At 52.8% G+C, this 14,972-nt stretch carries 14 protein-coding genes and 1 riboswitch; of the genes, 7 read left to right on the forward strand and 7 right to left on the reverse strand.

What is annotated here, in order from left to right; all coding sequences use genetic code 11:
• Positions 1 to 17: 17 nt before the first annotated feature.
• Positions 18 to 118: riboswitch (SAM riboswitch) on the reverse strand.
• Positions 119 to 292: 174 nt separating this feature from the next.
• From DPV68_RS07860 to DPV68_RS07870, 3 genes are all read left to right on the forward strand, one after another.
• Positions 293 to 1,393, forward strand: a complete 1,101-nt coding sequence (locus tag DPV68_RS07860) for an AI-2E family transporter (RefSeq protein WP_114166214.1) — start codon at positions 293 to 295, stop codon at positions 1,391 to 1,393.
• 265 nt (positions 1,394 to 1,658) lie between these two features.
• A complete protein-coding gene (locus DPV68_RS07865; protein ID WP_114166215.1) occupies positions 1,659 to 2,903 on the forward strand; it encodes an MDR family MFS transporter in 1,245 nt (414 codons plus the stop codon).
• A gap of 143 nt (positions 2,904 to 3,046) precedes the next feature.
• On the forward strand, positions 3,047 to 4,540 hold the full coding sequence (locus DPV68_RS07870; RefSeq protein ID WP_114166216.1) for a peptide MFS transporter: 1,494 nt from the start codon (positions 3,047 to 3,049) through the stop codon (positions 4,538 to 4,540).
• Positions 4,541 to 4,589: 49 nt separating this feature from the next.
• Here the strand turns inward: DPV68_RS07870 and DPV68_RS07875 are convergent, their stop codons facing one another.
• Positions 4,590 to 5,885, reverse strand: a complete 1,296-nt coding sequence (locus tag DPV68_RS07875; RefSeq protein ID WP_114166217.1) for a glutamine synthetase family protein — start codon at positions 5,883 to 5,885, stop codon at positions 4,590 to 4,592.
• A 192-nt stretch (positions 5,886 to 6,077) separates the two neighbouring features.
• Here DPV68_RS07875 and DPV68_RS07880 point away from each other — a divergent pair, with 192 nt between their 5' ends.
• Entirely contained in the window at positions 6,078 to 7,115 is a 1,038-nt protein-coding gene (locus tag DPV68_RS07880) for an SDR family oxidoreductase (protein ID WP_114166218.1), read from the forward strand.
• 38 nt (positions 7,116 to 7,153) lie between these two features.
• Here the strand turns inward: DPV68_RS07880 and DPV68_RS07885 are convergent, their stop codons facing one another.
• Both DPV68_RS07885 and DPV68_RS07890 read right to left on the reverse strand, forming a co-directional pair.
• Complete coding sequence (locus DPV68_RS07885) at positions 7,154 to 7,477, reverse strand: YflT domain-containing protein (RefSeq protein ID WP_232819557.1); 324 nt, start codon at positions 7,475 to 7,477, stop codon at positions 7,154 to 7,156.
• A gap of 104 nt (positions 7,478 to 7,581) precedes the next feature.
• The gene (locus tag DPV68_RS07890; RefSeq protein ID WP_157964157.1) at positions 7,582 to 7,809 is read right to left on the reverse strand and encodes a hypothetical protein; all 228 of its coding nucleotides are present in this window, start codon (positions 7,807 to 7,809) and stop codon (positions 7,582 to 7,584) included.
• 112 nt (positions 7,810 to 7,921) lie between these two features.
• Here DPV68_RS07890 and DPV68_RS07895 point away from each other — a divergent pair, with 112 nt between their 5' ends.
• Together DPV68_RS07895 and DPV68_RS07900 are read left to right on the forward strand one after the other, a co-directional pair.
• Positions 7,922 to 8,980, forward strand: a complete 1,059-nt coding sequence (locus DPV68_RS07895; protein ID WP_198662273.1) for a GTP pyrophosphokinase — start codon at positions 7,922 to 7,924, stop codon at positions 8,978 to 8,980.
• Between the two features lie 91 nt (positions 8,981 to 9,071).
• Positions 9,072 to 9,509: a MarR family winged helix-turn-helix transcriptional regulator gene (locus DPV68_RS07900; RefSeq protein WP_114166220.1), complete on the forward strand. Its 438-nt coding sequence runs from the start codon at positions 9,072 to 9,074 to the stop codon at positions 9,507 to 9,509.
• Positions 9,510 to 9,614: 105 nt separating this feature from the next.
• On the opposite strand, the gene DPV68_RS07905 is transcribed toward DPV68_RS07900, so the two are convergent.
• From DPV68_RS07905 to DPV68_RS07920, 4 genes are all read right to left on the reverse strand, one after another.
• Positions 9,615 to 10,253, reverse strand: coding sequence for a class F sortase (locus DPV68_RS07905; RefSeq protein WP_232819558.1), 639 nt, complete (start codon positions 10,251 to 10,253; stop codon positions 9,615 to 9,617).
• Positions 10,201 to 10,998 carry a DUF4397 domain-containing protein gene (locus DPV68_RS07910; RefSeq protein ID WP_114166222.1) on the reverse strand — a complete coding sequence of 266 codons (798 nt, stop codon included), beginning with the start codon at positions 10,996 to 10,998 and terminating at the stop codon, positions 10,201 to 10,203. The genes DPV68_RS07905 and DPV68_RS07910 overlap by 53 nt, the downstream gene beginning before the upstream one ends.
• Positions 10,999 to 11,250: 252 nt before the next feature.
• The gene (locus DPV68_RS07915) at positions 11,251 to 11,937 is read right to left on the reverse strand and encodes a glycerophosphodiester phosphodiesterase (protein WP_232819559.1); all 687 of its coding nucleotides are present in this window, start codon (positions 11,935 to 11,937) and stop codon (positions 11,251 to 11,253) included.
• A gap of 38 nt (positions 11,938 to 11,975) precedes the next feature.
• Positions 11,976 to 13,442 (reverse strand): carboxypeptidase M32, encoded by a 1,467-nt coding sequence (locus DPV68_RS07920; protein WP_114166224.1) that lies wholly within the window; start codon positions 13,440 to 13,442, stop codon positions 11,976 to 11,978.
• A 322-nt stretch (positions 13,443 to 13,764) separates the two neighbouring features.
• Here DPV68_RS07920 and DPV68_RS07925 point away from each other — a divergent pair, with 322 nt between their 5' ends.
• Positions 13,765 to 14,796 (forward strand): D-alanyl-D-alanine carboxypeptidase family protein, encoded by a 1,032-nt coding sequence (locus tag DPV68_RS07925; RefSeq protein ID WP_232819560.1) that lies wholly within the window; start codon positions 13,765 to 13,767, stop codon positions 14,794 to 14,796.
• The last annotated feature ends 176 nt before the right edge of the window (positions 14,797 to 14,972 follow it).

Below are 14,972 nucleotides of genomic sequence, written 5' to 3' on the forward strand. Positions count from 1 at the left end.
GTATTCGAACAACCACCTTTCCATCTCTCAAGGTCACCTTGCTGGAATTAGCACAGTATTGGAACAATCTGTTGCTGAAGCTTCATCGGGCCAGTCCCTCCGCTTCTCTTGATAGAAAGTGTTTTTTTATGCGATTTGTGTTTATGTAATATGCCACTTAGTTAACCAAACGTTCCCAACCTTGTCAATCCTTTTTTGAAAATGGGGGCGACCTATTGAATCCTGCTAAAAAAACAGTCATAGTAAAAATGAACACTATATCACAAAATTTTAAGCATGAGGGGATGGACCATTGGAATTAAATCGTCAATTGATTTGGAAGTTGAGCGTGATCGGCCTGATTTTGCTCGTCCTCTGGAAGGTCATCAGTGAGCCGGACACCGTTTCTCGGATGATGCATTACGCGTTTCAGTTGCTGACGCCGATCATCATGGGGATTGCCATCGCGCTGCTCCTGAATACCGTCCTGTCCTATATAGAAGAACGGTTTCAATTAAAACGTCATCAAGGTTTGTTGATCGTCTATCTCGTCTTCATCGGGATTCTTGTCATCTCAGCGGTGACCCTGGTCCCGCGCATCTATTCGAGTCTCGTTTCACTCATCGAGGAGCTCCCGTTCTACATCCGCCAAATCGACGGTTTCCTCGCCCAGCTGAACACGTACTTGAAAGAATACAATGCGACGATCGCCCAGGCCATTGACTTTAGCCGCTTCGAGGAGCGCTATTCCGGGTGGGTCGAGACCGCCGTTTTGTCTTCGGTCAGTTATGTGTCGAGCTTTACGATGACGCTCATCAACTTCTTGATCGGAATCGTCATCTCGATTTATCTGTTGAAAGACAAAGAGGTCTTCGCCCGCATGTTCACGAGGCTGTTGTATGCGATGCTCCCCGTCGCGTCGGCCAAGACGACAATCGACATCTTCCAAGAGATGGACTATATCTTTAAGCGTTATATCATCGGAAAGTCGCTCGATTGCCTGATTATCGGGGTGATGGCCGTCATCGGGCTATTGATTATCGGGGCGCCTTATGCGCTTCTCCTCGGTGTCATCGTCGGGGTCCTCAACTTCATCCCGTATGTCGGCCCGCTGCTCGGGATGATTCCAGCGTTCATCATCACCTATTTTTACGACCCGTTCACGGCGCTCATCGTCCTGTTGTTCATCTTCTTGCTACAACAATTCGACGGGCTCTGGCTCGGACCGAAGATTCTCGGTGACAGCGTCGGCATCACGCCGTTCTGGGTCATCACGTCGATCATCATCGGGGGTAGCCTGTTCGGACTTGTCGGGATGTTCATCAGTGTACCGGTGACGGCAATGATTCAAGTCGTGTTGTCGCGCTTGATCGACTACCGGCTCAGCCGCAAGAATTTGAATGAATTGTTATGACACATTGACGATTAAGGTTGACACATTTCACAGAAATATCATAATCTTGAAGAGAAGACAGTCCAATGCAGAAAGGAGAGGTACCGATGTCAGTCATTCAACGTTCGCTCATCCAAGTCCATATTGACCGGCAGGCGCCTCTCCGTGATTTGAATTCGTAATGTGCGCCTGCCTTCCGAGGCATGTCTAAGATCGTAGGGACGCGTATGCCTTTGTGCATATTGCGTCCCTTTTTTCATTACATTAATTGAAGCAGGTGAACCTTATGATTCAATCACTCAAACGACTCGACCGTAATATTTGGATTCGCTTCCTCGGGGAGACAATCACCGGCGTCATGATGTTCATGATCGCGCCGTTCCTCGTCCTCTATTACAGCGATAAGCTCGACAGTTACATTCAGGTCGGCGTCATCATGGCGACAGGCCCGATCATGGCCCTCATCGGATCGGTCGTCGGCGGACGGCTCGCGGACCTGTATGGCCGTAAACCGATCATGATGGCCGCGATTCTCGGCGACGCACTCGCCCTTGTCGGTTTCGCCTTCGCCGAGACGTTCTGGCCGCTCCTGCTCTTGAACGCCATGCTCGGCTTGACGAACTCGTTGTTCCATCCGGCCGCCAGTGCGATGGTGGCGGACGTGACCGAACCCGAACAGATGAACGAGGCGTTCGGCCTGTTGCGGATGGGCCACAATATCGGGGCGGCGTTCGGCCCGCTTCTCGGCAGTGCCGTCCTGTTTATCGATCGCCAGTATATCTTCTACTCGGCCGCACTTGTCTTCGTTTTGTACGCGCTCGTCCTCGGTCGTTTCATCCGGGAATCGCTTCCGGAGACGTCAGACGCCGACACGCCGTCGAACCGGGACGTGCTGCGGGTGTTCTACAACGACAAGGTGTTCCTCGTGTTCATCTTCGCCGGCGTTTTCATCTCGATGGGCTTCTCGCTCATCGAGAGCATGCTGCCGCTGTTTTTAAGGGAGTCGATGCCGTCGTTCACCGACCGTGAGAATCCGTTCGCCTACATGCTCGCCTTAAACGGCGTCATGGTCGTGTTGTTCCAGTTCCCGATCGCCTCGAAACTCGGCTGCAAGCCGTTCGGAAACGTCATGCTCGCCGGGGCGACCATCTTCGGTGTCGGCATGATTCTGATCGCTGTCATGCCGCGTCTCCTCTATTCCCTCGGGACGCCATACCTCGTCCTCGTCAGCGTCTTGCTCGCGGTGTACGCGTTCTATACGCTCGGCGAGATGATCATGTCGCCGGTCCAACAGACGTTCATCGCCTTGATCGCACCGGAGAATATGCGCGGCGCCTACAACGGGGCCGCCAGCATCCAATGGTTGATCGGCGGGGTGACCGCACCGATCATGGCGAGCCTATTCTTTGATCAACGCGCCGGACATATCGCGTTGATTCTCGTCGGGGCGGCCAGCTGTGTGTCGGGACTCATCTATTGGCAACTCGGACGTCGCGTCAGTGCGGCCGAGGCGAAACAGAAAACGGCTTAATCCATAAACCACACTGAACCTAGTCGTTTAGTGTGGTTTTTGATTTCGTTTTAATATCGTTAAATTTTGAATTTTGCATTCATTTATTCTTTACAAACATAATGATTCTTTTTTATGATGATACGGTTAAGGAGGGATCTTTCATGGAAAGGATCGATAAACAGAAAATTGTGGACAGCGTACCGCAAAAAGGATTTTTCGGACAGCCGAAGGGCTTGTTCACGCTATTCTTCACTGAGTTTTGGGAACGGTTCTCGTATTATGGGATGCGTGCCATCCTCGTGTTCTACATGTACTATGAGGTGTCAGAAGGCGGTCTCGGTCTCGACCAGAACGTCGCCTTGTCAATCATGTCGGTGTACGGCGCACTCGTCTACATGTCGGGGGTCATTGGGGGATGGCTCGCCGACCGTGTGTTCGGGACGTCGCGTGCCGTCTTCTTCGGCGGTGTGTTCATCATGCTCGGGCATATCGTCTTGTCGATTCCGGGCAGCCTGACGTTCTTGTTCATCTCGATGGCATTGATCGTCATCGGGACCGGTCTTTTGAAACCGAACGTCTCGAGCATCGTCGGTGACCTGTATCACGAGACGGACCGTCGTCGTGACGCCGGATTCAGCATCTTCTATATGGGGATCAACCTCGGTGCCTTCATTTCACCGTTGATCGTCGGTGGGGTCCAAAAGAGCTACGGCTTCCATTGGGGCTTCGCACTCGCCGCGGTCGGGATGTTCATCGGTCTCGTCGTGTTCATGGTCACGAAGAAAAAAAATCTCGGTCTCGCCGGTTCATACGTGCCGAATCCGTTGACACCGTCTGAGAAGAAAAACGCGATCAAGTATACGGCGATCGCGGTCGTCCTCATCGGTGGCCTGTTGGCTGTGTTGATTCCACAAGGATTGTTCACGATCAACACGTTCATCGGTCTCGTCGGTGTGTTCGGGATCGCCATTCCGACGATTTATTTTATCGTCATGTATCGTAGCCCGAAGACGACGGAAATCGAGCGGTCACGGATCATCGCCTATATCCCGCTCTTCATCGCCTCGGTCATGTTCTGGGCGATTCAAGAGCAAGGGGCGACGATTTTGGCCAGCTATGCCGACAAGCGGACCGACCTTGAATTTTTAGGGATCACGCTGTCACCGGCCTGGTTCCAGTCGCTCAACCCGCTGTTCATCATCATGCTCGCACCGGTGTTCGCATGGCTTTGGGTTCGACTCGGTGACCGTGAGCCGAGTATCCCGACGAAGTTCGCCTTCGGGATCTTGTTCGCGGGCCTCAGTTTCTTGGTGATTTTGCTCCCGGCCTATTTCGGCGGCCCAGACACGCTCGTCAACCCGCTCTGGCTCGTCCTTAGCTATTTCATTGTCGTGCTCGGTGAGCTCAGCCTGTCGCCGGTCGGTCTGTCGGCGACGACGAAACTCGCTCCGGCCGCCTTCTCGGCCCAGACGATGTCGCTCTGGTTCTTATCGAACGCGGCGGCGCAAGGGATCAACGCTCAGCTCGTCCGTTTCTATTCACCGGAGAACGAGATGCTCTACTTCGGGATTATCGGTGGGGCGGCCATCGTGCTCAGTCTGATCTTGTTTGCACTCGCCCCGGTCATCAAAAAGTATATGCGCGGCATTCATTAAGCGTAAAAGCCCATTCCTCGGCCGAGGAATGGGCTTTTGTATGCTTTGCTTATTTACGGACTTGGATGAGCGACAAGTAGCGGTCGATCAAGTCATGGTTGAAGTAATCGTGGAACCGGTCCGACTTGAGCGATTGGATCGACTCATGGAACGTCGCCGGGAGTGACGAGATACCTTGGCTCTCGATTTGTTTGGCCGAGTACTCAAACAAGTCGTCCTCGTTCGGTGATGACGGCTCAAGCTGTTGCTCGATCCCTTCGAGTCCAGCGTAAATCAGGGCCGCGAGGGCGAGATATGGGTTGGCGCTCGGGTCTGGGTTACGGACTTCGACGCGTGTCGCACTGCCGCGTGACGCCGGGATCCGAATCATCGAGCTACGGTTCGACGGGCTCCAACAGATATTCACCGGTGCCTCGAAGCCTGGCACGAGACGCTCATATGATTCCGGGAGCGGGTTCGTGAAGATGGCCGTCGCACGGGCATGCTTCAAGATGCCTTCGATGAAGTGACGGGCTGTGAGCGACAGTCCGTAGTCCGACTCTGGCTCTTCGAATGCATTGACCGTCGGCTTGCCATCCTTGTCGTTCTTCCATACCGAGATGTTCAGGTGCATCCCAGAACCGTTGACGTCGCGGAGCGGTTTCGGCAAGAACGACACTTTCGCATTTTTCTCTTGGGCCGCCAATGTGACGATTTCTTTAAAGAATTGGATGTTGTCGGCCGTATGCAACGCGTCATCATACTTGATACCGATCTCGTGCTGGGCCGGTGCGACTTCATGGTGGACCGCCTCGATGTTGAAGCCGACATCGCTCAACCGGTTGGCGATATGTTGACGTACCTCATAACCTTTGTCTTCCGAACGTGTCGAGAAGTATCCGGCCTCGTCGTAGAATTCGCCTTTCTCGTCGAAGATGAAGAATTCCGGCTCGGCGCCGACGAAGATCGAGTATCCGTCGCCTGCAGCGCGCTCGAGGGCATCTTTCAAGACGTTGCGCGGGTCAAACTCATACCGTTCCCCGTCTGGCGTGCAGACGTCACAGAAGAAGGCTAGGATGCTCTCGTCCCCGTCCTGTTCGTAGCGTGGACGATCTAAATCCGGTCTCAAGAATAGGTCTGAGTTTTTGATGGAAGAAAAACCGGCGATGGATGAACCGTCAAACATCGTCTTCCCTTCAAAAACTTCCGGCAACAATTTTGCAGAGAGAGTCAATAGCTTCAAGTCTCCAAGCACGTCGGAGAAGTACATATGGATTTGAGTGATCCCTTTCTCCTGAACCGTTTTTTCAATCTCTTCTTGCCTCTTCCTGTTGCCATCCTTGTCAGTTCCGAATAGATTAGCCATGATTCTAAAAAACCTCACTTAAGTTATTTGACAGATCAACACTGTCATGACGTACCTTGCGTACGCTTCTCCTTAAGTCATAACCCACTTTAAAAAATGTTAAACCCCTAATTTGAAACATCAGGCTGAAAGTGGCTCATTCCGCCGTCGCTTGTTATGATGGGGAGAGACTGAAAAGAGAGGAAGAACGCTGTGAACATTTTTATGACCGGTGCGACCGGATTTTTAGGGGGACGGCTTGCCCGCGAGTTGATCCATCGAGGCCATCAACTGTGCGTCCTTGCCCGTACGCCTGAAAAAGTGGCGGCGATGTTCTCGAAGGAAGAACGCCGCTCGATTACAGTGCTGTCCGGGGATTTGACGGCCCCGTTCCTTGGAGCGGACGAGGATTTTATCACAAACCATGACCGGAGCTTCGACCTGGTGCTCCACATGGCCGCGCTCGTCAAATTCGATGAGGAACTCCGCGATGAGCTGTTCGAGACGAACTTGACGGGGACGCAGCAAGCGCTTAACCTCGCGAAAGCTTTGCACTGCCCCCGCTTCTTCCACGTCAGTACGGCCTATACGCTCGGGGCACGCGAGATCGGAGATGAGACGCTGTATGCGACCGATCAGACATTCCATAACCCGTACGAGGAGAGCAAGGCCCATGCCGAACAAGCCGTTTGGGAAGCCCGGCATGACCTGGCCGTCTCCATTTTCCGGCCCGCCATCATCGTCGGTGACTCGAAGACCGGCGAAGCCGATTCGAAGTTCACGATGTACGGCTATATGCGGGCCCTGGAAGTGTTCAAGCGTCGACTCGAACGGAGAGGCGCCCCTGTCGGCCCGATCCGGCTTCTCGGGTCCGAGACGGGCACGTCGAACCTCGTCCCGGTCGATTATGTGGCCGACGTGCTGCTCGCGGCCATCGAGCACGCACGTCCGAATACGATTTATAACGTGACGAACGATGCCCCGCCGCGCAACGAGACGATGCTCGAATATATGAAGCAGGCGCTCGAGTTCCCACATTTGAAAATCACCGAGACGGCGACGTCCTCGTTGAGCAACGTCGAGCAGACGTTCAACGAGATGGTAAAAGTGTTCAACCCGTACTTGAACCGCAACATCTCATTCCAGGATGCGAACACGAAACGCCTGTTGCAGGACGCCGGGTTCAAACCGCTCGATTTGAACGAGCGCTCGCTGCGCCGGATCGTGAACGCCTATTACGAGACGAAATGACAACAGCCGGGACTGATCCGTATCAGTTCCGGCTGTTTTTATGATTTGTCGCAAACAAGGACGATCTTCCCGGCTTGGATTTCACCTTCGAGGGACTCGACCATCTCTTTCGTCAGACCGAGGCTCTCAAGCTGATCGATGCGGTCATCCGAGTTTTTCGTGAACTTCGACATGAGCGATTCCCACAATCCTTTTTCAGTGATGCGGTATGGTTGTACACCTGCTTCTGCGGCAAGACGCACCGTCAATTCTTCATCTTTGGCAAATAAGTAAATGTTCTCGTTGACACATCCGCCTGACACCATTCCATTCACTTCATGGTCGACCGAGGTCATATCCCGCACGATTCTTGTTTCTAACATATTCATCCTCCTAAACGTCCGCTGTTCTAAAATCGAATAATATACTATTCCCGAAAAATGAGTCGTAAAACCCATTTTCCGTCAGCGATTTGAAAAAGAGGGACTCAAGAAAACGTGGCGGTCCAGTCATCGATTCCAAAATGATCGACGATGCCTTGGATTCGTGCCCGTTCCTCCGGTTCAGACGAGACCCCTTCACGGCTGAGACGGACGATATTGACCCCGGTCTGCCAATCGATCTTCCCCGCCCGATAACCGGCCTGTTGCAACAGGCCGGCGACGATCTCGAGCTTCTCGCGCTCCATCGATTTCAATGTATGGCTCACTCTCACATGCGACACTCCTTCCCGTTCCAAGCCGTATTGTATCATAGTGACGGCAGACAGGTGCGACAGCGATTTCAATGATGCTATACTAACTATAATGAGACAAGGAGTGATCTAGATGCCGAGACAGGATATGAATACGATCATGCTCGACTATATGAATGAGAAAGAGGATTACGAGGCGTTCGCCGCCAAACTGAAGTCGCTCCTCAGCGAGCTATTGAATGACGCCGGGATTCAGTTCCACTCGATCGTCGCCCGGGCCAAGGAAGCGGAGAGTCTGTATGCCAAACTGTCCCGCAAACCGTATCAATACCGGTCATTGCGCGACGTCCAAGACTTGGCGGGGATTCGGATCGTGACCTATTTCCATGACGACGTCCGGGCCGTGGCCCAAATCCTTGAGGACGAGTTCCGAATCGACCGTGAACAGTCGATTGATAAATCCACGTTGCTTGATTCAAACGAGTTCGGCTACCTCTCGGTCCATTATGTGGTCGGTTTGAGTGACAAGCGGCTCGGTCTCGGCGAGTATCGTCGTTTCGAGGAAAAAGAGGCCGAGATTCAAGTCCGGTCCATCTTGCAACACGCTTGGGCCGAAATCGAGCACGACCTCGGCTATAAAAATCCGAATGCCGTCCCGCCGGAGATCAAACGCAGTTTCAGCCGTGTCGCCGGGCTCCTCGAGATTGCCGACTCCGAGTTCGTCAACATCCGTAAACAGTTGCGGACGTTCGAACAAGAGACGGTGGAGCGAATCGTCGAGTCCCCTGACAAGGTGAGCATCACTCGGGACAACCTGAACTATTACATCGCCAACGATGTCACCGTCGAGAAGCTCGACAACGCCATCTTCCAGAGCGACTGGTTGCTCGACACCGACTTGTCGACGATCATCGAGCTGACACGCATGTTCCACTACGCCGAGATTCGCACGTTCCAGGACTTGAGTGACACCCTCGACCGTTACTTTGAGCGGGCCATCCAATCTGCGACGCTCTTACCGTCGTCATTACTGCCCCGGCAAGGGATGGGAGTCGTCTATGCCGTCCTCGCTAAACTGCTCGCCGAAGGAGATGATCAGCAAATTGAGTTCTTTTTCCGCCGCTTCTATCCGGACTTGAAACATTACGACGAGGTCATCCAAGAACTTCGTACCCGCGAAGAGCCATCATAACTTTACAGACTTCATGTTTTTGTTGTAGAATGTTTCTATGTTCTGAAATATATGCAAAATAATGATATTTATGTAGGAGGTACGCTTGAGGATGACTTCACCTATACACACAGCATCCCGCCGTCAGCTCGTCGCTGATGCTGAGCGAGGGATTCGCATGAACTATCGCGGAGTGAAAAAAAACCTCCGATCGATGTTCTCTCAATACTTGACGCGAAACGAATTCTTCATCCTTCGTTCGCTCTGTCAACATAGTCCTCAAATCGCCTCGGCCCTGTCAAATGAGTTTCAGTTCTCGGCCTCGATGATCACGGCACTCGCAGATGAGCTCACGAAAAAAGGGTTGATTTCACGCGAACGCAGCGAACGTGACCGTCGCGTCGTTGAGTTGCAAGCGACCGAGGAAGGTCGTGCCTTGTTCGAGACGTTAGAAGACATGAAAATCGAGTACTTGATGGACGTGTTCGAAGACTTCTCAGATGACGAGTTGATTCTTCTGTCAAGACTGCTTGACCGGATGGACGCATAAAACGACTGGGCCCGATTCATTTCGGCCCCAGTCGTTTTTCTTATATCTTGCCACATAGTTAAAAACCCTCGGTCAAGGCAGTTGCCTTGTTCGAGGGTTTTTCGTTCATACTTTGGCGATTGCCGTGACGACGATCCGGTCACGGTATCCGTGTTCCGGGTCGTACGGACCTGCACATGTGATGAGCTGAAGCCGTGTCGCTTGGGTCGCCGCAAAGATCGAGGCTAGCGGAACGTCTTCGAGTCGGTACCGTTCGACGGAGACGACTTCATATTCGATCACCTTTTTACTACGCTGGAGCGTCACCGATTCTCCGAGGCGCAGTTCGCCAAGGTTTGCGAAGATGGCCGGTCCGCGAAGGTCATCGAGATGACCGGATAGTACGACGTTACCCGTCGCACCCGCTTTGGCGCCGTAACGATACCATCCGACCTCATCAGCGTCTGTCGGCGTATCCATCCGGTCGAGTCGGTCTTTCCCGACCGGTTGGATGACGGCATCGACATCAATTGACGGAATCTTTAGTCGTTTCGGGACGAACGTATCTGTGTGAAAAGATTGACGGTCGATTTCGGTCGCTGACAGGACGAGCGGGTCGGCGAAACCGACGGTCGTCAGTTTCGAGTCCGCGTCCGGTGCGTCCGCGCCCGGTGCGATCATAAGGAACGATAACGTTCCGATTAAGAGAAGCTTAAGCGTCTTGCTTCTGACGACGAAAGACGTAGAAGCCAGCTGCTGCTGCACCAAGGACTGCTGCTGCGAGCAACCAGTTCATTGATGCTGTCTGAGCGAGGCCACCTTGTCCTGTTTCAGGAGCTCCGGCCATCTCACCGCCGTCTGCTGCTAAGAGGACTTCAAACGCTGGTTCGCCTTCAAGGAGTCCAATGGCGAACGCCGTATAGTTTTTACCGCCCTCTAGGGCTACCCCGTCAAGCGCCTTCACGACATCAGTCGCGCCGGCCGGGCGAACTTCGAGGTCATACGTGCCAGCGTCGAGCGTACCATAGTCGCTGACTGCTTTGAACTCAAGGTTCGAGAAGAGCGGGTCGCCACCTTTAGGGGCTACATCGACTGCCGGTGCGTCAGGAGAGAAGTGGGCGACGCGGACCTTCGATTTTCCGTCTTCAAAGTTCGCATCGTCTTCCATTGCTGCGATCTCAATGTTTGCAAGTTGACCGATTGCTGCCGCTGTATAGAACTTGCCTGCTTCGATTGAGAGGTCTGTCGCAACGACGACCGTCTCGGCATCACCAGCTGGTTTGATCTCGACATTGTAATCTCCAGCCGGGAGTGTCAGATAGTCGGTGAGCGCTTTAAACTCTGCGCCTTCGACCGCGACTTCACCGTTGACGTACACATCTACTGCCGGTGCGTCAGGTGAAGCATGGAGTACACGGACCATGGCATTCTCGTGTCCATCCGCACTGACCGGTACGATGAGCGCGAAAGCCAAGGCGAGTGTACCAAGTAAAGACATCAATTTCTTCATGTGAAATTTCCTCCTTTTTCTGCTTGGGTTGACCGATTGACTGGGTACGACAAGTTTGATGCATGCTGCAAAATGTGCTACATCTGATTGCTATGTAGCTGGTGACATCTTAAATTTAAGACAACGGAGCAACGGCGTAAAGGTGACGGTGTGCTCTGAATATGCCGCTGGGCACATCGAGAAGAAACCGCTTTCTTTACATTACCCGCACTTCCCCTTCACCTTAATGTAAAAACCCCGCAACGCGTAACGTTACGGGGTTGAATGTGCTTTGGCCCAGTCGATGTCGTTTACGAACACCGCATCGACCCCGAGCCGGCGAAACCGTTCGAGGTCATGCACCGTCTTGACGGTATAGGGACGCACGGCGAGCCCTTTTGCTTGCAGCTGTAGGATTTCCTCATCGGTCATCGTCCGGACGTTCGGATGCACGGCGGTCGCCCCGACCTTCGCACAGTACGCCACAAGGTCATAGAGAGGTTGGGCCAAGAGCACCGCACACTCGATATCTGGCGCCAACCGTTTCAAACGTTTGAGCGTCGCATGATTGAATGAAGAGAACACGACTTGTTCAACAGGGACACGTCGGTTACGGATCGTGTCGACCAGGCGCTGCTCAATCCCGGGATACCGTTCGATATCGGTCTTGACCTCGAGGTTCAGTACCACCGACGTCCCTTGACACAAATCGAACAGTTCATCTAACGTCGGAATCTGCTCGTGGACCGCGAACGTGACGCCCGCGTTGACCGCTCGCAGTTCTAATAGCGTCATATCGGCGATCCGCCCTTGACCATCTGTCGTCCGATTGATCGTCTCGTCATGGATGAGGACGAGACGTCCATCTTTCGTCATATGAACGTCCGCTTCAATCCCATCTGCCCCGGCCTCGAGTGCAGCCCGGAACGCTGTCATCGTATTTTCGGGATGGCGGGCCATCACTCCTCGATGCGCGAAGAATCTCATCTGTATTCGCCTCAGTTCGTTTTATATTTGCTCGTCAAGTAGCGGACGAGCGGACGTACCGAGATGTCTTCCCCGGTCACTTGTTTGATCAATTCGTTCGGGGTGAGCGCCTTCCCATGACGATGGACATTGTCTTCGAGCCACTGTTTGATCGGGCCGAACTCGCCACTGCTGACGAGCGATTCAAACTCTGGATGGGCATCACGGAGCGCCTCTGTCAATTGGGCGGCATAGACCAAGCCGAGTGCATAGCTTGGGAAGTAACCGAATGAACCGCCGGCCCAGTGCACGTCTTGCAGGACGCCTTTCGCATCACTCGGGACATCGACACCGAGATATTCCTTATACAGCGCGTTCCATGCGTCTGGTAATTCCTCGACCGAAAGATCGCCTTGGATCAGTTTCTTTTCGAGCTCATAGCGGATGATGATGTGCAGACTATACGTCAACTCGTCCGCTTCGATTCGAATGAGAGAGGGTTTTGCCTCGTTCACCCCGGCATAAAACGTCTCGAAAGAAACGTCCTGAAGCGCAGGGTGTTCTGTTTGAAGACGCGGATAGACGCTCTTCAGGAACGCTTCGCTTCGCCCGACAAAATTCTCGAAGAAGAGCGACTGTGATTCATGGATTCCCATCGAGGACCCGCCTCCTAGCCCGAGCTCGTCAAGTTCCGAGTCAATTTGTTGCTCATACGTGGCATGGCCCGCTTCGTGCATCGTCCCGAACAAGGCGTTGCGGAAGTCGGCCTCGTCATATTTTGTCGTAATGCGCACGTCGCGCCGGTTGATCGTAATCTCGAACGGATGGACCGTCGCGTCGAGTCGGCCCCGTGTCAAATCGTAGTCGACGACACGCATCCAATCCTCGCACAACCGCTGTTGGACCGACTTGTCCATCGCCCAGTCGAGTCCTTGTACAGGTTCCGGCAATTCACGGATGAGCGGGACGAGTTCGTCCCGGAGCGTCCGGAACAACTCATCGAGCAAGTCGACCGTCATCCCGGGTTCATAATCGTATAAGAGGGCATCGTATGGATGCGACTCGTAGCCGAAATAGTCGGCGAACTTGCGCTGAAACTCGATGATTCTTTTGAGATAAGGGGCGAACATGAGCCAGTCGTTCTGGTCTTTCGCCTTCTCCCAAGCCGTTTCAGCCTCGGAGACGAGCGTCACGTATTCTTGATACTCCGATGACGGGATTTTGGCGTTCCGCTCATATTGCGTCTTGGCGACCGCGACCGAACGTAACTCGATCGGTGTCAAGTCCTCCGTCTCCGTCATCTCCGCAAGTAACGCTTTGAAAGATTCGCTCGTCTGGCGCTTGAATGCCTCGGTCGACAGATAACCGATCGTCTCGGCCCGTAGCGGTGCCGATTGCTCCGGCATCTGGGTGCGCATGTCCCAGTACAGTAATGAAATCGCCTCGTCGAAGGCACGCAATTGTTTAAAATGGTCACGCCATTGTTTTTTTAGTTCCATTTTGATTTCCCACCCCTATGACAGTGATATCGTTACTTCTTTACTTTAATATAGTCGAGACAGGTTGCCTATCCTTTCGACACATCCGAATCGAATAATGGATGAGCGCCTTTAAGATGACAATGAGGCGCAACTTGAGATTTATTTACCGTGTCGATGATAACAGTCTATATCTTTCCACTCTTTGTTCGCCACATGAAGCCTGCACATTTTGACTCACATCAAATATGAGAATTATTGACCTGATTCTTTATTTTGACAACGCTTCCTACCGCCTCATCCATTATGGTAAAAAAGTAAACTGTGAAGGAGCGATTGCATAATGAAACGAAACCGCAGGCATCGAAGACAGACGTACATCATGAGGAGACTGACCGTTGGGCTCGCCATGGTCGGTCTACTCGCCATTATCCCTACTCTAATCGGATTTAAACAAGACGTAGAGCCAAAAGCAAAGTCCCCTGTTACAGCGACTCCCGCTTCGACAGCCGTCTCCGTTAAAGCCGTACCGACTTTTCCAGAGATTGTCATGAAAGAATGGACGCATCAACCGATTACAACGGCAGAGACACCCGAACTGCTCGTTGAATCGCTGGCTTTCGTTAATTTGACGGATGGTCAGATTTTAGTGGACAAGAATGCATCGGAGCGCGTCTTTCCCGCCAGTACGACTAAATTGATGACGGCTCTCCTCGCCTATGAGGCAGCGGTCGACAAGAACGAGCTCGACAAAAACGTCGTCATCGTGAAACAGTCGACGCTCGATATCCCATGGGACAGCCACATCGTCCATCTCGCGGTCGGAGATCGGCTCACCGTCAGACAAGCACTTTATGCGACTTTGCTCGAGTCAGGGAATGATGCTGCTAACAGCCTCGCCGAATATGTGAGCGGTTCGACATCTGAGTTTGTCGACTTGATGAACGCCCGTTCGAAAGTACTCGGATTGACCGGGACCCAATTTAGGAATGCGCATGGTTATTCCGACCCGGAACACTTCACGACCGCGCTCGACATGGCAAGGATCACCCACGCATTCGGCACGTATCCAGAACTCGTCGAAATCGCCGGCACGTATGAGTATGAGGCGAAGTTTGAAGATGCTGACGGAAATCAAAAGCGACGCTGGTGGTATCATCTCGGTTCGGCCGTTAATGAGCGGAGCATTCATTATTCTGAGCTTGTCACAGCGACAAAGACTGGCTATACGGATGAATCGGGTTACACGATGGTGTTTTTGATGAAGCACGATGGCAAACTATATGCATTAGTGACGATGCAAGCCAAGTCTGGCCAGACGTTCCCAACGATGCGTTCGATTGAACAGATTGCTTTTGGCATCACCCAAGAATAGATCGACATTAACCGCCTGCTCTTCCTTGCATTGGGAAGAGCGGGCGGTTGTGGTAAGACAGAAGAAATTCACGAGTTATATGACAAGTAGATGACACATCGATAACATGAATATGACAAATGTTCAGAATATTTAAACTTTATGAGCGAAAATTATCGCCCTTACCCGTTGATACA

Source organism: Exiguobacterium sp. TNDT2 (genome assembly GCF_003331145.1).
Taxonomy (GTDB): Bacteria; Bacillota; Bacilli; order Exiguobacteriales; family Exiguobacteriaceae; genus Exiguobacterium.